Origin of the sequence: Vreelandella piezotolerans (assembly GCF_012427705.1) — a bacterium.
Classification (GTDB): Bacteria; Pseudomonadota; Gammaproteobacteria; order Pseudomonadales; family Halomonadaceae; genus Vreelandella; species Vreelandella piezotolerans.
In genome coordinates this window covers 3,926,773-3,945,801 of record NZ_CP048602.1, presented here as the reverse complement: position 1 = coordinate 3,945,801, position 19,029 = coordinate 3,926,773, and the positions used below count along the sequence as shown (strand labels likewise).

The 19,029-nt window shown below is 54.9% G+C and carries 21 protein-coding genes; 12 read left to right on the top strand and 9 right to left on the bottom strand.

All coding sequences use genetic code 11. The annotated features are described in order from the left end of the window. Nucleotides 1-534: 534 nt before the first annotated feature. The 4 genes from rpmH (at nucleotide 535) to mnmE (ending at nucleotide 4,375) form a co-directional block, all read left to right on the top strand. Nucleotides 535-669 carry a 50S ribosomal protein L34 gene (rpmH, locus tag GYM47_RS18260; RefSeq protein ID WP_009723348.1) on the top strand — a complete coding sequence of 45 codons (135 nt, stop codon included), beginning with the start codon at nucleotides 535-537 and terminating at the stop codon, nucleotides 667-669. A gap of 13 nt (nucleotides 670-682) precedes the next feature. Next, on the top strand, nucleotides 683-1,084 hold the full coding sequence (rnpA, locus tag GYM47_RS18255) for a ribonuclease P protein component (protein ID WP_168444482.1): 402 nt from the start codon (nucleotides 683-685) through the stop codon (nucleotides 1,082-1,084). 115 nt (nucleotides 1,085-1,199) lie between these two features. Continuing rightward, complete coding sequence (yidC, locus tag GYM47_RS18250) at nucleotides 1,200-2,882, top strand: membrane protein insertase YidC (protein ID WP_153843624.1); 1,683 nt, start codon at nucleotides 1,200-1,202, stop codon at nucleotides 2,880-2,882. Between the two features lie 122 nt (nucleotides 2,883-3,004). Further along, a complete protein-coding gene (mnmE, locus tag GYM47_RS18245; RefSeq protein ID WP_153843664.1) occupies nucleotides 3,005-4,375 on the top strand; it encodes a tRNA uridine-5-carboxymethylaminomethyl(34) synthesis GTPase MnmE in 1,371 nt (456 codons plus the stop codon). A 19-nt stretch (nucleotides 4,376-4,394) separates the two neighbouring features. On the opposite strand, the gene GYM47_RS18240 is transcribed toward mnmE, so the two are convergent. The 4 genes from GYM47_RS18240 to rdgB all read right to left on the bottom strand — a co-directional run bounded on the left by GYM47_RS18240 (nucleotide 4,395) and on the right by rdgB (nucleotide 7,819). Further along, nucleotides 4,395-5,240, bottom strand: a complete 846-nt coding sequence (locus GYM47_RS18240; RefSeq protein WP_153843625.1) for a 23S rRNA (adenine(2030)-N(6))-methyltransferase RlmJ — start codon at nucleotides 5,238-5,240, stop codon at nucleotides 4,395-4,397. A gap of 83 nt (nucleotides 5,241-5,323) precedes the next feature. Then, the gene (locus GYM47_RS18235) at nucleotides 5,324-5,995 is read right to left on the bottom strand and encodes a YiaD family glycine zipper/OmpA-like lipoprotein (RefSeq protein ID WP_139526167.1); all 672 of its coding nucleotides are present in this window, start codon (nucleotides 5,993-5,995) and stop codon (nucleotides 5,324-5,326) included. Between the two features lie 47 nt (nucleotides 5,996-6,042). Then, complete coding sequence (gene hemW, locus GYM47_RS18230; protein WP_153843626.1) at nucleotides 6,043-7,218, bottom strand: radical SAM family heme chaperone HemW; 1,176 nt, start codon at nucleotides 7,216-7,218, stop codon at nucleotides 6,043-6,045. Beyond that, nucleotides 7,211-7,819 carry an RdgB/HAM1 family non-canonical purine NTP pyrophosphatase gene (gene rdgB, locus GYM47_RS18225; RefSeq protein WP_139526165.1) on the bottom strand — a complete coding sequence of 203 codons (609 nt, stop codon included), beginning with the start codon at nucleotides 7,817-7,819 and terminating at the stop codon, nucleotides 7,211-7,213. Before rdgB ends, hemW begins: the two co-directional genes overlap by 8 nt. A 285-nt stretch (nucleotides 7,820-8,104) precedes the next feature. On the opposite strand from rdgB, the gene GYM47_RS18220 reads away from it, so the two are divergent. The 6 genes from GYM47_RS18220 (at nucleotide 8,105) to GYM47_RS18195 (ending at nucleotide 12,264) form a co-directional block, all read left to right on the top strand. Continuing rightward, nucleotides 8,105-8,797, top strand: a complete 693-nt coding sequence (locus GYM47_RS18220) for a LuxR C-terminal-related transcriptional regulator (RefSeq protein ID WP_139526164.1) — start codon at nucleotides 8,105-8,107, stop codon at nucleotides 8,795-8,797. Nucleotides 8,798-8,816: 19 nt separating this feature from the next. Continuing rightward, complete coding sequence (locus tag GYM47_RS18215; RefSeq protein ID WP_139526163.1) at nucleotides 8,817-9,326, top strand: CsgE family curli-type amyloid fiber assembly protein; 510 nt, start codon at nucleotides 8,817-8,819, stop codon at nucleotides 9,324-9,326. Then, nucleotides 9,326-9,754 (top strand): curli assembly protein CsgF, encoded by a 429-nt coding sequence (locus GYM47_RS18210; protein ID WP_139526162.1) that lies wholly within the window; start codon nucleotides 9,326-9,328, stop codon nucleotides 9,752-9,754. Before GYM47_RS18215 ends, GYM47_RS18210 begins: the two co-directional genes overlap by 1 nt. A 79-nt stretch (nucleotides 9,755-9,833) precedes the next feature. Next, complete coding sequence (locus GYM47_RS18205) at nucleotides 9,834-10,664, top strand: CsgG/HfaB family protein (RefSeq protein ID WP_139526161.1); 831 nt, start codon at nucleotides 9,834-9,836, stop codon at nucleotides 10,662-10,664. Between the two features lie 237 nt (nucleotides 10,665-10,901). Next, nucleotides 10,902-11,423 (top strand): hypothetical protein, encoded by a 522-nt coding sequence (locus GYM47_RS18200; RefSeq protein WP_153843627.1) that lies wholly within the window; start codon nucleotides 10,902-10,904, stop codon nucleotides 11,421-11,423. 58 nt (nucleotides 11,424-11,481) lie between these two features. Continuing rightward, nucleotides 11,482-12,264 (top strand): curlin subunit CsgB, encoded by a 783-nt coding sequence (locus GYM47_RS18195; protein ID WP_153843628.1) that lies wholly within the window; start codon nucleotides 11,482-11,484, stop codon nucleotides 12,262-12,264. Nucleotides 12,265-12,321: 57 nt separating this feature from the next. Here the strand turns inward: GYM47_RS18195 and GYM47_RS18190 are convergent, their stop codons facing one another. From GYM47_RS18190 to GYM47_RS18170, 5 genes are all read right to left on the bottom strand, one after another. After that, nucleotides 12,322-12,591, bottom strand: coding sequence for a hypothetical protein (locus GYM47_RS18190; RefSeq protein WP_231125630.1), 270 nt, complete (start codon nucleotides 12,589-12,591; stop codon nucleotides 12,322-12,324). A gap of 194 nt (nucleotides 12,592-12,785) precedes the next feature. Next, a complete protein-coding gene (gene hemL / locus GYM47_RS18185; protein ID WP_058577319.1) occupies nucleotides 12,786-14,066 on the bottom strand; it encodes a glutamate-1-semialdehyde 2,1-aminomutase in 1,281 nt (426 codons plus the stop codon). A gap of 36 nt (nucleotides 14,067-14,102) precedes the next feature. Beyond that, entirely contained in the window at nucleotides 14,103-14,912 is an 810-nt protein-coding gene (thiD, locus tag GYM47_RS18180) for a bifunctional hydroxymethylpyrimidine kinase/phosphomethylpyrimidine kinase (RefSeq protein ID WP_139526157.1), read from the bottom strand. Further along, nucleotides 14,912-15,343, bottom strand: coding sequence for a protoporphyrinogen oxidase HemJ (gene hemJ, locus GYM47_RS18175; RefSeq protein ID WP_058577321.1), 432 nt, complete (start codon nucleotides 15,341-15,343; stop codon nucleotides 14,912-14,914). The genes thiD and hemJ overlap by 1 nt, the downstream gene beginning before the upstream one ends. Before the next feature lie 28 nt (nucleotides 15,344-15,371). Next, nucleotides 15,372-17,171 (bottom strand): chloride channel protein, encoded by a 1,800-nt coding sequence (locus GYM47_RS18170; RefSeq protein WP_139526156.1) that lies wholly within the window; start codon nucleotides 17,169-17,171, stop codon nucleotides 15,372-15,374. Between the two features lie 170 nt (nucleotides 17,172-17,341). On the opposite strand from GYM47_RS18170, the gene argC reads away from it, so the two are divergent. After that, on the top strand, nucleotides 17,342-18,376 hold the full coding sequence (gene argC, locus GYM47_RS18165) for an N-acetyl-gamma-glutamyl-phosphate reductase (RefSeq protein ID WP_153843629.1): 1,035 nt from the start codon (nucleotides 17,342-17,344) through the stop codon (nucleotides 18,374-18,376). 215 nt (nucleotides 18,377-18,591) lie between these two features. Continuing rightward, entirely contained in the window at nucleotides 18,592-18,945 is a 354-nt protein-coding gene (gene erpA, locus GYM47_RS18160; RefSeq protein ID WP_153843630.1) for an iron-sulfur cluster insertion protein ErpA, read from the top strand. Nucleotides 18,946-19,029 lie beyond the last annotated feature (84 nt).

Sequence of the window (19,029 nt, the reverse complement as noted above, 5' to 3'; positions counted from 1 at the left end):
TCATCTCACCATCGGTTGAAAACGGCCGACCATTGTAGCGCCCAACGACACGGTTATCCACACGAGCTAACGGCTCTTTTTCGCCTGTGGACAACTTTCCGTAAGGGCTTAGGAAAACCCGGTGACGCCATGGGTACAACCCTCCTTTCGAGCAAGTTGTCACCGCCTGACCACACCAAATTCACAGTTTATTCGCGCGTTATTCGATGCTTATTCACAGATTTTTTATTACTCCAAGCTTTTGATAACAATATCCTAAAATGACTTATCCACAAATAGTATCCCCACTATTAATAACAGTATGTTTTAAATAACTTCATTAGTAATAGTAGTGCGATGCAAGAAAACGAGTGGTGGGCGCCAAGCCGCGCCGCCATTGCCTTTTTCGAGCTTTTTATGCAAGGAAAAATTGCACCCAGCGCGGGAAGTCTCTACAATTTCCGGTCTTGAATTGAAACTCCCCGGCTAGTTCCTCACTGGACCGGGTCTTTTGGAATTCACTTTCCGTCCTAAACCACGTGGGAATAACGAGTTATGAAACGCACTTTTCAACCCAGCGTTCTCAAGCGCAAGCGCGCGCATGGCTTCCGTGCTCGTATGGCAACCAAAAACGGCCGTGCCGTGATCGCACGCCGCCGTGCCAAAGGCCGCAAGCGTCTGAGCGCCTGATCTCGGATTGCGTGTGTCGCCTCAAGGGTTTCCCCGGTGCTTGCGGTTGCTAACTGCCGGGGATTTCAGTCACGTGTTTGAGCAGGCTGACCTCAAAGTCCATGGCAAAGGTATGATGGCGCTAGCGCGCATGACTACCCGGGGATACCCCCGCATCGGACTGGTCGTTAGCAAAAAAAATGTAAAGCTTGCTGTCGATCGTAACCGCTTCAAGCGACTCGTTCGCGAATCCGTTCGTCTGCGTCAAGATCACTTACCCTCTGTGGATATCGTGATATTGGCAAAGCGAGGCGTGCAGGATGTCGATAACGAAACGCTCAGCCGTCAACTATACGGCATGTGGAAACGGCTTCAGCGCGACGCACAGGCGGCATCAACACCTTTCCCGCCTCATGGCGTAACACGTGACGCTTGACGACACACCTCGCCGCTCGACCTCGGCCTGCCGCTTGGCAGGCTTTCGTGTGTCATGGGTCGAGTAAATGACACTGCGCCATTAGCATGTTCACCACCCATCGGGCAGAACCCTCATGGACGTAAAACGACTTTTATTACTGATTCCACTGGCCGTACTAGCCTACCTTCTGGTTGTACAGTGGAATCAGGATTACGGGCAGACCACCTACGATTCGACGCCAGAGATCACCCAAAGCAGCAATGGGGCTCCTGCGAACGAAAGCGGTAGCGACGATCTCTCCGTGCCCAGTACTTCGGCGCCTAACAACGCTATTAGCGAAGGCGTTGGCGATGAGCAAAGCGACACCGCCAGCCGTGATTTCATTGCGGTCACCACGGACGTTCTGGACGTACGCATCGACCCCTTCGGTGGCGATATCGTCTACGCAGCCTTGCCGCAGCACAAACTGACGCTGGATTCCGACCGTAATTACGTGCTGCTGTCAGATAACTCCACGCGCAGCTATGTTGCTCGCTCCGGCCTTCAACTGGATGGTCAGGCAAGCCGCATTGCTTTTACTCCCGAGCGTAACGAGTACCGCTTGGGCGATGACGAAGAGCAGATCAGCGTCGATTTGACAGCTGACGTGAATGGTGTCGACGTCATCAAGCGTCTGACATTCGATCGCGGTAGCTATGCGGTCAATGTGAGTTACTACCTGGCCAACAATACCGAAGCACCGGTTTCCGCTCGATTCATTGGACAGCTAGCCCGTGACAATAGCCCTGACCCCTCTAGCGGGGTGGCCATGGGGATGAATTCTTACCTAGGGGCTGCTTATTCCACGCCTGAAGCGCGCTACGAGAAGATCGATTTCGATACGATCCAAAAACGTAACTTCGAGAATCGCGAGGCCCAAGGCGGGTGGATAGCGATCATCCAGCACTACTTTGTGTCCGCCTGGGCACCGCCTCAAAACCAGCAGAATCTCTACTACGTCACGACCGATTCTCGAGATCGTAACGTAGTGGCCTTCGCTGGCCCCACCAGCAGCGTGGCTGCCGAGGGTGAAGCCACGCTGAGCGCAACGCTTTACATGGGCCCGAAGGTGCAAGACTACCTCGAGCAAGTCGCACCGAACCTCAAGCTCACCGTGGATTACGGTTGGTTGTGGTTCATTGCCAACCCGCTGTTCTGGCTGCTGGATAAGATCCACGACATCGTGGGCAACTGGGGCTGGTCCATCGTACTGCTCACCGTATTGGTGAAGCTGGTGCTCTTCCCGCTCTCTGCCAAGGCCTACAAGTCCATGGCGCGTATGCGCAAACTGGGTCCAGAGATGCAGCGTCTCAAAGAGATGTATGGCGACGACCGCCAGAAAATGTCTCAAGAGATGATGAAGTTCTATCAGAAAGAGAAGATCAATCCGCTGGGCGGCTGTTTGCCGATTCTGGTACAGATGCCGGTATTCATCGCCCTGTACTGGATGTTGCTGGAATCCGTCGAGCTGCGCCACGCGCCGTTCATGTTCTGGATCCAGGATCTCTCGGTGAAAGATCCCTATTTCATCCTGCCGATTCTGATGGGTATCTCGATGTTCGTTCAGCAGATGCTGAACCCGACACCGCCAGACCCCATGCAGGCGAAGATCATGAAGATGCTACCGATCATCTTCACCTTCTTCTTCCTGTGGTTCCCGGCCGGCCTGGTCATCTACTGGGTGGTCAACAACATCATCTCGGTGGCGCAGCAGTATTTCATTACGCGCAGCATCGAGAAGGATCCAAGCGTTGGCAAAGGGATGCGAACCAAGTAATCGCCCCCCTCTGCTACTCCCAGACCCCCGCCTTTGCGGGGGTCTGGCGTTTTAGGGCGAAGGTGCTCATCATGAGCGCCATCGCGAAACACTCTCTCCCTCTTTCGTCTTTAGGAAGCGTCATGGCCGACCGACTCTATACCCAAGACACCATTACCGCCTTGGCAACCCCCCCTGGCCGTGGCGGCGTGGGCATCATTCGCGTGTCAGGCCCCGCCTGCCGTACGATAGCCGCCGAAATACTCGGGACCTGCCCTGCTCCTCGCTACGCCCATTACGGGCCGTTTCACGGCGCTGAGGGCATTATCGACGAGGGCATCGCGCTACTGTTCAATGGTCCTCACTCCTTCACCGGTGAGGACGTGCTGGAGTTGCAGGGCCACGGCGGTCCCATCATCATGGATATGCTGCTAGAGCGCTGCCTGCAGCTCGGTGCTCGCCTGGCCCGGCCGGGGGAATTCTCCGAACGGGCGTTCCTCAACGACAAGCTTGATTTGGCCCAGGCAGAAGCGATTGCCGATTTGATCGATGCCACTTCCCGATCCGCTGCTGAAAACGCCGTGCGCTCGTTACAGGGCGAATTCTCCCAGCGCGTATCGGCTCTGGTAGAACGGCTGATCGAACTGCGCGTTTACGTGGAAGCCGCCATCGATTTCCCAGAGGAAGAGATCGACTTTCTCGCCGATGGCCATGTCGCTACGCATTTGGAGAGCGTTCAGCAAGCACTCGTCGCCGTTCGCAAAGCCGCTGGGCAGGGCGCGCTGCTACGCGAGGGCATGAGTGTAGTGATTGCAGGGCGTCCCAATGCCGGTAAATCGAGCCTGCTGAACGCACTGACCGAGCAAGACACCGCCATCGTCACGGATATCGCGGGTACGACACGGGACGTCCTTCGGGAGTACATCCACCTAGACGGTATGCCGCTGCACATCATCGATACCGCTGGCCTGCGCGATACGCCCGATGCGGTAGAGAAAATCGGCGTTGCCCGGGCGTGGGAAGAGATCGAAAAGGCCGACCGGGTACTGCTCATGGTGGATGCTTCCACCACGGATGCCACCAACCCAATGAGTATCTGGCCAGAGTTCGTGGAGCGCCTTCCGGATCAACGGCGGCTAACGCTGGTGCGCAACAAGATCGACGCGAGTGCAGAAACGCCAGGCATTGACTTATCCACAGCCACACCGATCATCCGCCTATCGGCGAAAACCGGAGAGGGTGTGGATAGTTTGAGAACGCACCTAAAGGAGGTGATGGGCTTCTCTGCCACGACCGAAGGCCGCTTCTCTGCCCGCCGACGTCACCTGGATGCGCTTGACCGCGCCATGGCGGCGCTAGACACCGGGCGAGCCCAACTGGATGGCTACGGTGCTGGCGAGCTTCTTGCCGAAGATTTACGAGATGCGCAGCAAGCACTAGGAGAGATCACTGGTGAGTTCAGTGCCGATGACCTGCTGGGTGAAATCTTTGGCAGCTTCTGTATCGGTAAATAGTCCCCACCACTCACCGCCACTACTCACCTACGAGCCATTTAGCGCGGTAGTGGCTGTCACTCCCCAGCAGCGGTGCCACCTGAGCCATCGCTGCTGACAATTGCTCATCCAGTCCCCAGGGTGGATTGATCACCACCATGCCGCTTCCATACATGCCATGCGTGCCCTCCGCCGAGGCGCGTAACAGCAGCTCACTGTGCCAAATCTTGCGAATTCCGCTCGCTTCAAGGCCGCTGAGCAACGTGTCATGATGCCCGGCGGGCAGTAGCGGGTACCAGATCATCACCACGGCGTGGCGTGCTTTTTCGAGGTTGTAAGCCGCCGCGTCGACGACCTCTTGATACTCCACTTTGCGCTCGTAACTCGGATCTATCAACACGCACAGCCGTGGCGTTGCCACCGGCAACAGCTGCTTCAGGCCCAGCAACCCATCCCCATAAACGCGTCGGGCCTGTTTGGGCAACGCTTGCCCGCTCAAATGCTCGTGCTCACCAGGGTGCAGCTCAAATAGGCGCAGTGAGTCCTGCTCACGCAGTCTTTGAGCCAGCCACCAGGGTGAGCCAGGGTAGTGCGAAAGCACAGTCGATTGGGGCTGCGCGCTTTCCAACGACGCCATCCATTTACCAAGCAACGGATCACTCAACTGCTGCCGAACCTGCCAGAGCGGTGCGACGCCCTCTCGATACTCTTGAAGCCGCTGAGTCTCTTTCGTGGCGAGCGGGTAGAGCCCTCTGCCTGCATGGGTATCAATATATGTAATTGATGATTTTTTACGTAATAAATAATCTGTCACCGCGTAAAGCGTTAAATGCTTATGAACATCGGCAAAGTTACCGGCGTGGTAGGCGTGTTGATACGACAGCATGGCAGCTCGCTAGCAATTGAACAAAAAAAGCCCGCTATGTGAGCATAGCGGGCGTTGGGCGGCAATGCCGGGATTAACGCATATTATTGGCCGTTGCCGGTAGGCGTCAGGGTGATTTCTACGCGACGGTTCTGCGCGCGCCCCTGCTCGGTAGCATTGCTAGCCACCGGCTGATTAGCACCGTAGCCCATGGTATTCAACCGCATGGAAGAGACGCCATTTTGGCTCAGGTAGCTGCCGACCGATTGGGCACGACGCTCTGAGAGGCGCTGGTTGTAGCTGGCATCCCCGGTGCTATCCGTATGGCCAGCAATGTTTACGCGGGTATCGGTGTACTGAGTGAGGACATTCGCCACTTCGTTTAGAGCGCTGCGCGCATCCGAGGTGAGCTCGGCAGAATCGAATCCGAACGTAACGCTGCTGGGCATGTTGAGCACGATATCGTCACCGCGCCGATCGATCTCGATACGCGATCCTTGCAGGTTATTGCGAAGCTGCTGCTCTTGACGGTCCATATAGGCACCCACGCCTGCACCGGCGGCCGCACCCACAGCGGCACCAATTAGCGCACGGTCACGACGGCTCGTACTGCCATCACCGGATAAAGCGCCCGCCGCTGCACCAATCGCTGCACCAATGCCGGTGCCCATGGCGGTGCTCGAGCGCTGCGTTTGACCGCCGTAAGGATCGGACGTCGCGCAGCCAGCCAGTAATATCGCCGCTGCCAGTGGGGTCAGTAGTCGAGAAATACGCATCACTCACTCCTTGTTTATGATTGAGGGTGTACCGAATCGATCGCTGGTCACTCTTCGCTGATCAAGGCCAGCAACTCGTTCAAGAATAATAGACCTTGGGGCGATGCACGCAGCTTTTCAGGCATTTCCATTAAAAGTCCTTTTTCTTGAGCACTGTGTAAACGCGCAAGTAACAGTGCCTCTGGCTGGCCAGTGTGAGCCGCCCAATCCGCCAATGGTACCCCTTCGGTCAGTCGGAGCGCGTTCATGGCAAACTCCAGTGGTAGTTCGCGGGGCTCGATGAGTTGCTGGCCTGCCAGGAAGCCACGCGGGTCATTGGCACGGCGCAAGTACGCATTAGGTTGGCGCGTCTTCCAACGCCGTTCGATCTGCCACTTCCCTTGGGAATCTATGGAGGAGAGCTTTGCATGAGCGCCTGCCCCAATTCCTAGGTAATCGCCAAATCGCCAGTAGTTTAGGTTATGGCGACTCTGACATCCCGGACGGGCATAGGCCGATATCTCGTATCGACGCAGCCCAGCTTGCTCCAGGCGCTGGTGCCCCGCCTCCTGAATGTCCCACAACGCCTCCTCCTCTGGCAAAGGAGGAGGGTGAGAAAAAAACGCCGTATTGGGCTCCAGGGTGAGCTGGTACCACGAAAGATGCTCAGGATCGAGGGCAAGCGCCTGATCGATATCTTCCATGGCTTGCTCAGGTGTTTGTTGGGGCAAGCCGTGCATGAGGTCGATGTTGAGGTTATCGAATCCCGCCGCTCTGGCTTCACCGATGGCAGTCACCGCTTCGTTGCCGGTATGAATTCGCCCCAACGCACTCAGTTGAGTGGGGCGGAAACTCTGCACCCCCAAAGACAATCGATTGATACCGGCTTCCCGATAACCAATGAACCGCTGCTGCTCGGTCGTGCCTGGATTGGCTTCCAGGGTGATTTCAATGCTAGGCGAAAAGGCGAGCCGCTCACGAATGCCATCGAATAACTGTCGATAAAACGTCGGCGATAGCAAGCTAGGCGTGCCGCCGCCAATAAAAATGGTTTGAAGAGTACGGCCAGACGCCAGCGCCAAATCGCCGTCCAAATCACTCAGCAAGGCGGCCAAATAGGCCGCTTCGGGTAGGTCATTGGCGCCAGATTCAGGTTCGTGAGAATTGAAATCGCAGTAAGGGCACTTGCGTACACACCAAGGTGTATGAATATAAAGCGAGAGCGGCGGCAATCGATTAGCCATGCGCCACCTTCAGAATGTCCACCAACGCGTGTAACGCACGTCCGCGATGGCTCAAGCGGTTCTTCGTTTCACTGGGCAGTTCTGCCACGCTCATCCCCTGATCGGGTAGCCAGAACAGCGGATCGTAGCCAAAACCGCCCTCTCCCCGGGGATGAGCCAATACTTCTCCTTCCCAACTTCGTTGAACGATCACAGGTACCGGGTCTGCTGCATGGCGTAAATAGACCAAGACACACCAATAACGGCCCGTGCGCTGGCCTTCCGCGCACTCACTGAGTGCTGCCAGCAGTTTCTCGTTGTTACGCTCGTCACTTTTCGGCTCACCGGCATAGCGAGCAGAGTAAATGCCAGGCGCTCCATGCAACGCATCGACCTCCAGACCTGAGTCGTCGGCGAGCGCCGGTAACCCGCTTACGCGACTCGCTTCACGGGCCTTTAACAGCGCATTTTCAACGAACGTCAGTCCAGTCTCTTCGACATCGTGCACACCAAACTCAGCCTGGGGGCGTACATCCAGTCCAAGGGGCGATAGCAACTGATTGAATTCTTTTAATTTTCCAGAATTTCCACTGGCTAAAACGAGCGTATTGGCTGCATTCATAGGGGCGACCTCTTCACATGATGGGGCCAGTTTACGCCTATCGAGAACACAGCTAAAGGCAACACAATGTTACTCAGTGTATCTTGTCACTCAGCGCAATCATTGACCATTATCCACTAGTAAATGCATCTAAAAACAATAGCTTGAACTATATATTCCAAAAAGTAATAACAAAGTGCAAATTACTTTTATAATTATATTGATAACAAATCTTTACGAAATGTAGCTTATAGGCAACACTCATTTAGTCACCTGCTCACGCTTTACGCTCATGAGGCCTCCCCAATGTCCCAAGAAAAAACGCACGGCTTGGTGTACATCATCACCGAAAAAAGCCCACAGGCGCAGCTTTTTGCCGATTACTTACACGAACACACAGGGTGTACGGTAAGCATTCACTCACCTAAAAGTTCACTACCCACGATCATTCCAAACAAGCTGTTAATACTCATCGATAGCGACCATATCGGCGTAGAGGAGCTACCCGAGTGGCAGGAAAATCTTCCTGATAACTTGGCCAAAACCTCGCTGGCCGCCTTCAATATTCGCGATATGGACCATGCACTGGAAGCGCTGTCATGCGCCCAGCTCAAAGGCGTCTTTTACCGTGACGAGAGTCTTGAAGTGATCTGTAAAGGGATTCACGCGTTACTCGAAGGTGAGCTTTGGATGTCACGCGATTTGATGGCCCGTTTGATCCTTTTTTACCGCAAATATCAAAGCAACGCGTTTCGACCTGCCTGCGGCTTGACCAATCGAGAAATGGAGATCATTTCGCTACTTAGTGCTGGCTCCTCCAATCAACAGATTGCCGACAAACTCTTTGTAAGTGAGCACACGGTTAAATCACACCTTTACAATATTTTTAGAAAAATCAATGTGCATAACCGTATACAAGCGCTGAACTGGATTCACCAAAACTTAGGCCCCATTTTACCCAATATCGAAACAGCGCGCAGTTTGCAGCGCCATCGTTAGCTAAATGAAGGTTGATGACATGTTAAAAACCCTCCTAAGTCATTCAGCCAACGTATTGGGATTACTTTTTTTTGTACTCCTAATGGGTAGTGCTAACGCTAGCGAGGAAGAGTCTGTTAGCGATACCCAAGCTGTTGATGACATTAACCAGCTATCAAGCCCTGATGGCCCAGAAATACAGAACCGTCTGCATGGCAGCAGTGAGCTGACCGGCATCATGGTGGATCGCACGATCACAATGGCAGGTAAGACCTTTTATCGTGCATTTAGTCAACTTGCCATGGACAACCGCATTATAGGGAACGCAACACTCACCATACAGGAACGCCCCGATGCACGCTGGGGTAGCCAACTATGGATAATGGAAGGCAATAAAATGTACTTCAGAACCCAGCTCTCTCCTCGTATTAGCGAGGCTGATCGCGTCGCAGGAGAAGCTGTACAAGTTGTCCAAGAAGCGCTTCTGCAACAGCAGCTCACGGCAGCGCTTACCTCAGACAAAGACCTAGGAAAAGAGGAGTTAAACTAATGAGTGCTAACCTTAAAAAAAGCACATTGAGTGCCTTGATAATATCTGGTTTGGCAGCGTCGCTCTCTCTTAAAAGCACCGCTGGAGAACTTATTTACGAGCCTCTCAACCCATCTTTTGGCGGTGACCCCTTCATGGGTAGCTATTTGCTAGGAAAGGCACAATCACAGGACACCAATAGCGACCCTAATGCAAGAAGCATCGAACCTCTATCCTCTACTGAGCGGCTTATTCAAAGTCTTGAAAGCAGACTCATCTCGCAGCTCATTAGCGATGTAGGCGCCGGCGAAATTGGTGAAGGCTCTTTCGATAGTGGAGAATTCAGTGTCGTTGTACGCGATGAAGGTGGACAGCTTATTGTAAGAGTAGTTGATAAAGTAACAGGGGATGTCACCAACATTAGCGTGGGTGGATTATTTAATCCTTAACAACAAAACAGGCACTTAAGAAAATCAAAACGGTTTAACAACCGAACACTGACGCTATAAGTGTCGCCAGGGGATCAACATGAAAATCATCGCTTCAATTATAATGGTCAGTCTCCTAAGTGGGTGCGCGGGGATGGTGGCTACGTCCGAAAATCTAGAGGGTGCACAGGCAACCCTGACGCCCCGTGGAGCGACCTATCAAGATTTAGTCTCGTTACCTCCACCGGCAGGGAAAATCTTCGTCTCTGTGTATGATTTTCGAGACCAAACGGGTCAGTACCGCCCTGCTCCAGCCAGTACTTTTTCCACCGCCGTGACACAAGGTGCCGCAGCGATGTTGACAGGCGCATTAGCTGACTCTGGTTGGTTTATCCCTTTGGAGCGCGTGGGGCTGCAAAATCTGCTGACCGAGCGACGTATCATTCGTGCTGAATTTGAGCGCTTTAATCAACCCGATACTTTGCCCTCGTTAAGAGCAGCATCGGTCATGCTTGAAGGAGGCATCATTGCTTATGAGTCCAACGTCAGAACCGGTGGTGCGGGTGCAGAATATTTCGGCATTGGAGCATCAGGGCAGTATCAGGTGGATCAGGTAACGGTCAATTTACGAGCCGTCGAGATATCCACAGGCGAAATACTGGCTAACGTGACGACGACCAAAACCATTTACTCTAAAGAGCTTCGGGCAGGAGTGTATCGCTTTATTGATTTTAGGCGGCTCCTGGAAGCGGAAGCCGGCATTACGACCAATGAACCTGTCCAGCTTGCCGTCATGTCAGCCATAGAATCTGCCGTTATCCACTTAATTGCTCGAGGCGTAGAGAATAACCTATGGAATTTATCGAACGGGGCTAGCTTGCAAAACTCAGTATTGGCCGATTATTTAAATGCCCCCACGCCGCTTTTATAAGAATTACTGAACTTATCACCAAAGAAACGCAATATAAAACTATTGACGGCTTTGCCACCACGCAAAGCCGTTTTTATATGCCAATAAAAGTATGAGTTTTCTCATACTATTCTTTCTCGATTTAACTAAAAAAATCGCCTGCAACATACATTTTTTACTTATGGCATCAAAATATAAATCAGCCAAACTCAACGCATGAAATACAAAAAGATACAAATTGTTGCAGAGGGAATAAAAATGAAACCTAACGATTCGAAGCAAAGCACTGCAACATTTCGCTTAGCGACACCTATTGCTGCTTGCTTGATTGCTTCTGCAGTTTCATTACCTACCTTTGCAGACTCTTTTAGCCATCGCATTGAGCAGTATTTCAACGATACCAATGCGCAGAGCTATCAAGGTAACTTCAGCATTATCCAACAGATTGGTAACAACAATCGTACGAACGTAACCCAGTCGTATTCTGCGAGTTATCAAACAGGTAACTTCTCTCGCATTAGCCAGCGAGGAGATTGGAATAACGCCAATATCGAACAAGTGGGTGGCAATAATGCAGGTGTCATTTTGCAAAAGGGCAATTATCACACCGCTAATGTCATCCAGTCAGGCAACGATCAACCGCTTGAAACCTACGTGACTCAGTTGGGCCAACGTAGCGATGTTCAAGTCTCTCAATCGGGGAGTGGCTATCGCAGCATTAGCGTCGAACAACGCGCCTACTCAGGCAATGCGCGCCCAGTCACCGTCGACACCTACTGAGCAGTCGATACGGCCTCAGTAATAACTAAAGTAAGAGCATCATAAAGGGGATGTAACCATGAAAACTCAAATGACCACTATCGCTGCTGCCGTTGCTCTGACCATGAGCGCTGCTGCAATGGCTCAAACTGCACCGAGCTGGCAGTTCAACGGCTCGCGTGCCGATATCGACAGCATGGGTGGTTCTCTCTACAACGGTAGCGCCGTGGGTAGTGACTCACAAATCGAGCAAAATGGTAATTTTAACAGTACATCCGTAACACAATGGGGTACACAAGACTCTCGCATCAAGCAAGAGGGTACTTCAAACAAAGCCAACGTCACTCAAGACGATGTTGTAGGTCAGGCCCTTACTTCACCAGGCAATAACTACTCCAGCATTGATCAAGACGGCTTTAAAAATACCGCCTATGTAACTCAAGAGGGCATTACCAACGATTCCATTGTTGTTCAAGAAGGTCGATTTAATATGGCTAATGTAATGCAAGAGGGCCGACTAAACGACTCTTGGGTACAACAGGAAGGTTGGTTCAACGAGTCGAATGTCGTCCAGGACGGCGAGCTAAACGATAGCTACGTGAAAGCTGACGGTAGCTTTAACCGGACATATACCACCCAAACAGGTGATGAGCTTGACAGCGACATCATCCTCGACGGCGACTTTAACTATGCAGCGGTGACCCAAACGGGTTACGGGCATGACTCCTTCATCAGTACTAATGGCAATGGCAACACCCATTTTGTAAACCAAAGTGGTGCGTTCGGGGGGGCTGGACAGCACTTCTCGCAAATCTTAACCACTGGTAGTGGCAACTATAACGTGGTCAGTCAAGGCAACTAACATTTGGCCTTGTCGTCAAAACCGCCCCTTCCGGGGGCGGTTTTTTTGTGCTGTCACCTAACGTACCACCACCGTCAGCGTCCCGCCTTTGCCTTGGGTAGAAGAGCGCGAACGGTTGCTGCCTTTGACGATATCGACTTCCAACCGCTCATCGTCGCTCAGGAGTTTGACGGTACCTTCTAGGGTATCTCCTTCGAAGGTGAACTCTGCGGGCACCGTGCCTCGAGTTTCAGGATGTTCGATGGTGTCGCCGTCCTGGGTAATGCGCCACTCGGCCGAAAACTCAGCGCCGGGAGAGCCGCTCATGGTGATGTGGATTTGGGTCATATCCTGCTCCTGTGCGGCTAGCCCTGGGAAAGACAAGCCAAGGGTAAGAACGGTGGTCAACCACGCACCGTATCGTCGTGACGCGTGCCAAGCCGATAATCGTTTCATGTTAGCTACCTCGGTAACCACAAGAGCCGCTCGATAAGAGCGGCTCTTGCAGTGTAGCAGGCACTTGGCCAGATAGTTACTTAACGTTACATAACGGCAAAGGCTTTCTCGGCCGCATCCAGCGTGAGCTGGATATCCTCGGGCGTGTGTGCGCTAGACATAAAGCCGGCTTCATAGGCAGAAGGCGCAAGGTACACGCCATGATCCAGCATCGCGCCAAAGAAGCGACGAAAAGCATCGGGGTTACACGCCGTGGCTTGAGCAAAGTTATCCACACGGGATTGTGAGGTGAAGAACACACCGAACATGCCGCCTGCGGATTGCGTCATCATCGGCACGCGAGCTGCATTGGCGCGCTCTTGTAGACCGTTACACAGCGTTTGTACACGCTGGCTCAAGGCATCGTGGAAGCCCGGCACCTGCAGCTTAGTGAGTAGTGCCACCCCGGCGGCCATGGCCAGCGGGTTCCCCGACAGCGTGCCCGCTTGATACACCGGCCCCAGCGGCGAGATGTTCTGCATGATGTCGCGCTTGCCGCCAAACGCACCGACCGGCATACCACCGCCGACGATCTTACCCAAGCAGGTCAAATCCGGCGTGACACCGTAGTACGCCTGGGCTCCGCCCAACGCTACGCGGAAACCCGTCATCACCTCATCGAAAATCAGAATACTACCGTACTCGTTACAGACGTGGCGCAAGGTTTCCAAGAAACCTGGCTGAGGGGGAATGCAGTTCATATTGCCCGCCACCGGCTCGACGATGATGCAGGCAATTTGCTCACCGATCTCGGCAAAGCACGCTTCCACCCCCTCCGGGTCGTTATAGGAGAGTGTAATGGTGTGTTCGGCCAACGACGCCGGAACGCCCGGTGAGCTGGGCTCGCCGTGGGTCAATGCACCGGAGCCCGCTTTCACCAGTAGGGAGTCCGAGTGGCCGTGGTAGTTACCCTCGAATTTGACGATCTTATCCCGTCCCGTGGTGCCCCGCGCCAGCCGAATCGCTGACATGGTGGCTTCCGTGCCCGAACTGGTCATGCGTACCATTTCCATGGAGGGAATCATGTCGCAGATCAGGTCTGCCATGGTGGTTTCCACGGCCGTGGGGGTACCGAACGAGAGCCCATTATCCAACCGCGCACGTACGGCCGCCAATACGTCTTGATCGGCGTGACCGGTAATCATCGGTCCCCAGGAGCCGATGTAATCGACGTAGCGGTTGCCCTCGACATCGAAGAGGTAAGCGCCCTGCGCACGTTCCATGAAGACCGGTGGGCGGTGCAACCCTTTGAAGGCACGGACGGGAGAGTTCACGCCCCCAGGGATATGGCGACTCGCGAGGTCGAACAGTTCAGCAGATGTGGTCATGGCATCCTCTGTATAAATGACTTACTACCAATGAGATCAAAAGCGCACGGGACGTGGCAAGCGATTCGGCAAGCATTGGCCACTCGGGGGCTGGTAGCCGTGAGACAAGCTCTCCCAGGTAAAGTGCTGGGCCTGTTCACAGGCAGTTGGTAAGCGCTCACCAACCGCTAATCGGGCTGCTAGGGCAGACGCGAGCGTACAGCCAGAACCATGAAAGACGTCAGGTAAGCGCGGCCACTGCCACTGGCGAGTGGTATCGGGCGAGTGCAGCGTATGCACCACCTGCTCGGCTGAACCGGGTAAGGGGTCATCCGTTGCCGTCACCAGCACCGCTTGGCAACCTTGTGACAGCAGTGACACCGCCCGGGCAGTGTCGTCATGGGACTCTAGAATTTCCGGTGTCAGCGCCGCCAACTCAAAGCGGTTCGGCGTCAAGATATCCACAAGCGGCAACAGCCGGTCTCGGTAAAGCGTCTGTAAAGCGGCTGTGGATAACACAGCGCCCCCTCCTGCTTTCAGCACCGGATCGGCCACCACCGGCACGCCAGGAAAACGGCGAATGATCTGCTCGGCAGCGCGCAGCGTGGCCTCGTCTGCCAGCAGCCCCAGCTTGATCGCCGCAATCTGCATGTCACTGACGGCTTCGGCCATTTGCCGCATGGACCCAGGGTCAGCGGGCATCACGCGGGACACGTTATGACAATTTTGTACAGTCAGCGCCGTGGGGATGGTGACGGCCCACCCGCCACAGGCGGCGACGGCTTCGCTATCGGCCATCAGCCCGGCACCGCCCGTTGGATCATGGCCTGCTAACACTAAGACGACAGGGGGAAGGGGACGACGCATCAAAAGGGCTTCACTACCGCCAGTAAAATAATCGCGACCAGTGCAATCACCGGGGCTTCATTGAACCAGCGAAAGAAGACATGGCTCTTGGTGCAGCGCGACTGATCGAACTGTTTTAAATAAATCAAGCAAACGTGGTGATAGGCAATCAGCAGCGCCACGAGCGTGAGCTTGGCATGCATCCAGCCTTGGCTAAACCATGCGGGCACCAAATAGAGCATCCAGCCCCCAAAAATCAGCACCAGGATCATCGATGGCGTCATGATGCCACGATAGAGTTTGCGCTCCATGGTCTTGAAGTAAGTGATCGCTTGCTCATCGCCTTTGTCGCGTGCCATGGCGTGGTACACGTACAGTCTTGGCAAATAGAACAGTGCGGCAAACCAGGTCACAACGGCCATCAAATGAATGGCCTTTACCCATTCGTACATGGTCTCTCCTTAGGCGGTGGGCTCTTTATTAGGGATCAGTATCACGGACATCCGGCTGTCGAGCGTCAGTGTAGTGGTAATAACGCTCGATCGCGCCACGAGTAATGATACCTGAAATTCGCTGCTGCTTTGGTCGGTAGCCATGTACGACGTACAGTGCCCCAAGCGCGCTGTCTTGAAGCTTCAAAAACGCCTCGGATAGTGTGGCCTGTAGCCCAATCGGGGCCATTTCCAACCGTTGGCCGGGAATCTCCAAGAGATCCACCAACTCATCTTCCGGCGGTGCTTCGCCATTGAGCGCTTCGTCATGCTCCAAGAGCCAGCGAGCAAGCTCTGCCGCCTTCAGCGCCAGCACGGGCTTGTCATCACTGGAGCGCTCGATCACCAGCCACATGGGGTTGGTTTCCAGCAAGCGGCGGGCTTGGTCAGGTGTGATCATTCGTTCAGTGCGCACTAAGCGACGCTCCATGACCGCTGGGACCGAGACCCGGGAAAGCGCCTGCATCAGCGGCTGCTGAAGGGGGTGTAACCCGTAGCGTACCGAGCTAATGAAGAAACCTTCACAGCCCGTAAGCTGGCGCGACGTCAAGCAGGCCACCACCACGACCAGCATTCCCGGCAACATGATATTGGGGGTATGCGTCAGCTCTAGTAGCGCCATCAGCGCCGCGAGAGGCGCCTGTAGAACAGCCCCCATCATCGCTGCCATGCCGAGCATGGCGTAAATGCCCGGGTCAGCGGCTTTCTCGGGCCATAGCCAGCCGCCGAGCATGCCACCCAGCGCCCCAGTGGCTGCCCCCGCCACCAGTACCGGGCCAATAATACCAATCGGCACACCGCCTGCGACGGTTATCGCCGTGATCAACAGTTTGGCCACCATCAGCGCCAGCAGAACGTTGATAGCCAACTGATTATTCAGTGCCGCGGCGACACTGTCATAGCCAATTCCTTGAATCTCCGGAAACCACCACGCCAATACCCCGGTGCCGACACCCACGACGCCCAATCTCAACCACAGCGGCAGGGTTTGTAGGCGCTGACTTCGTGAAATATGGATGAAGAGCCCTGCCATCAAACCTATGACCAAGCCAATCACCACGATCCAGGGCAGATTCATCAGCGAGCCTAACGCCACCTCGGGAATGCGAAACGCAGGCTCGTTGCCATACATCACCTGCGCCACCAGCGCGCCCATGGTGGAGGCCAGGATCACCGGCATGAAGCTCATCAGGGTGTACTCCATCATCACCACTTCCATGGCAAAGATGACCCCCGCAATGGGCGTATTGAACGAAGCGGAAATACCCGCCGCAGTGCCGCAAGCCACCAACACCCGCAAGCTATTATTGGGCAGCCGCAGCTTAAGCCCTAACCCGCTGGACGCCGCCGCGCCCAAGTGGATCGCCGGGCCTTCGCGCCCGGCGGACAAACCACCAAGCACCGAAACCACACCCACCCACCATTGATTCAGCCAGTTGCGCAGCGGGAAGCGACCCTGATGATAGGTCAGTCGCTCGATCACATGGCTGACGCCGAGTTTGCGTGCGGTAGACCGCTGCCGATAGAGCAACAGACCAATCAACGTGACGGCCATGATCGGCAGAAGTGCTCTTAGCCAAGGCGTCAACCCTTCGAAGGCTTCCGGATCACCGTCCGGCATGTAGAGCGCCGCCCCCGCTTCCAGCAGCAGGCGAAACGCCACCATCACCGCCCCGGTAATCACCCCGGACACCAGCCCCAGCACACATAGCTGCGGCAACGCATCCACGTTCGCCAATTGGCGGCGAAAGCTCTCTAGGGTGAAGTCTGACCGAGAAAAACGTGCCACAACGTCCGTCCTTGCGTTTGTTGTTCGTTTCATTGTCTCGTGCTGTGCAGCGCTCTCAAGCGCTGCCTCTCTTGTGTATCATAGCTGGATACACTTCGACAGCCTGGTCACACTCATTAGGCTGTTAATTATTCAAGCGTCGATTGCGCGAAGCGCACAAGGAGTGGTTTGTGATAAACGTTGGCATCGTGGGCGGCACCGGTTATACCGGCGTCGAACTTCTCAGACTGCTGGCTCAGCACCCTCAGGTAAACGTCAAGGCCATTACCTCGCGCTCGGAGACGGGCGTAAAAGTGTGCGACATGTACCCTAATTTGCGCGGCCACTATGACACCTTGGCGTTTAGCGAACCCGACGCTCAGGCGCTGGGCGCGATGGATGCGGTCTTTTTCGCCACGCCCCACGGCGTTGCCCACGCGCTTGCCGGCGAGCTGCTGGCCAACGGCACTCGGGTGATCGATCTCTCCGCCGACTTCCGGCTGCGCGATGCCGACGAGTGGAGCCGTTGGTACGACCAACCCCACGGCGCGCTCGAACTGCTCGAAGAAGCCGTCTACGGCCTCCCTGAAATGCATCGCGAAAAGATCAAGACAGCGCGCCTGATCGCGGTGCCCGGCTGCTATCCCACGGCGGTTCAGCTTGGTTACTTACCGCTATTGGAGGCTGGCTTGATCGATCCGAGCCAGCTGATTGCCGACTGTAAATCCGGCGTAACCGGCGCTGGTCGCGGTGCCAAGGTCGGCTCGCTACTGGCCGAGGCCAGTGAGTCCATGAAAGCCTACGGCGCGAGCGGCCACCGGCACCTGCCGGAAATCCGTCAAGGCTTGAGCGACATGCAGTCCCACCCGGTGGTATTGACCTTCGTTCCTCATCTAACGCCCATGATCCGCGGCATTCACGCCACGCTCTATGGCACGCTCACCGCCGAGCCAGAGGATCTACAGGCACTGTTCGAGCAACGCTACGCCAATGAGCCGTTCGTCGACGTGATGCCTGCCGGTAGCCATCCGGAAACCCGCAGTGTCAAAGGCAACAATACCTGCCGGATCGCCATCCACCGCCCGAATGACGGCAATACGGTCGTGGTCCTGTCGGTCATCGATAACCTCGTGAAGGGTGCCTCGGGTCAAGCCATCCAAAACCTCAACCTGATGTTTGGCTTCGACGAACACATGGGCCTGAACGCTCCTGCGCTGATGCCTTAAACAACTCGCAAAACCAGCATGCAGAGGGCAGCTCAGAGAGGAGGTCATTTGCCAAGGAGGGCAAATGTAGCTTCCATGGAAGGATTCACAGCGCCTCCTCGGCGAGCTGCCCTCTGCTTGATATGCCGATGCAATAGTTGACCAATTTGCTGGGAATTACCCATAATCGTCCCTCATTGCGGATTATTCGTTTTTAAAGCTCGCGGGAGGTACCCATGAGCGGTGCAGAAGCTTTTGTTCCAACCCCCCTGTTACTGTCGGACAGCGCACGCAAACGTATCAAAGCGTTGATGGCCGAAGAGAGTAACCCGGCACTGAAACTGCGCGTCTACGTCACCGGTGGCGGCTGCTCGGGTTTTCAGTACGGTTTCGACTTCGCGGATAGCGTTGCCGACGACGACACGCTGATCGAGTTTGGCGACGCCTCGCTGGTCGTCGACCCGCTCTCCTACCAGTACTTGGTCGGCTCCACGGTCGATTATGAAGAGGGCCTGGCGGGTGCGCGTTTTCGTGTCCAAAACCCCAATGCCACCACCACTTGCGGGTGTGGCGCCTCGTTTATGGTGTGACCAGCGTTGGTGACAACCGCTCCCCATGACTTGACGCCTTGGCGGTTTCTCGCCAAGGTTGAAAGGTCAATAACGGTTGCCTAG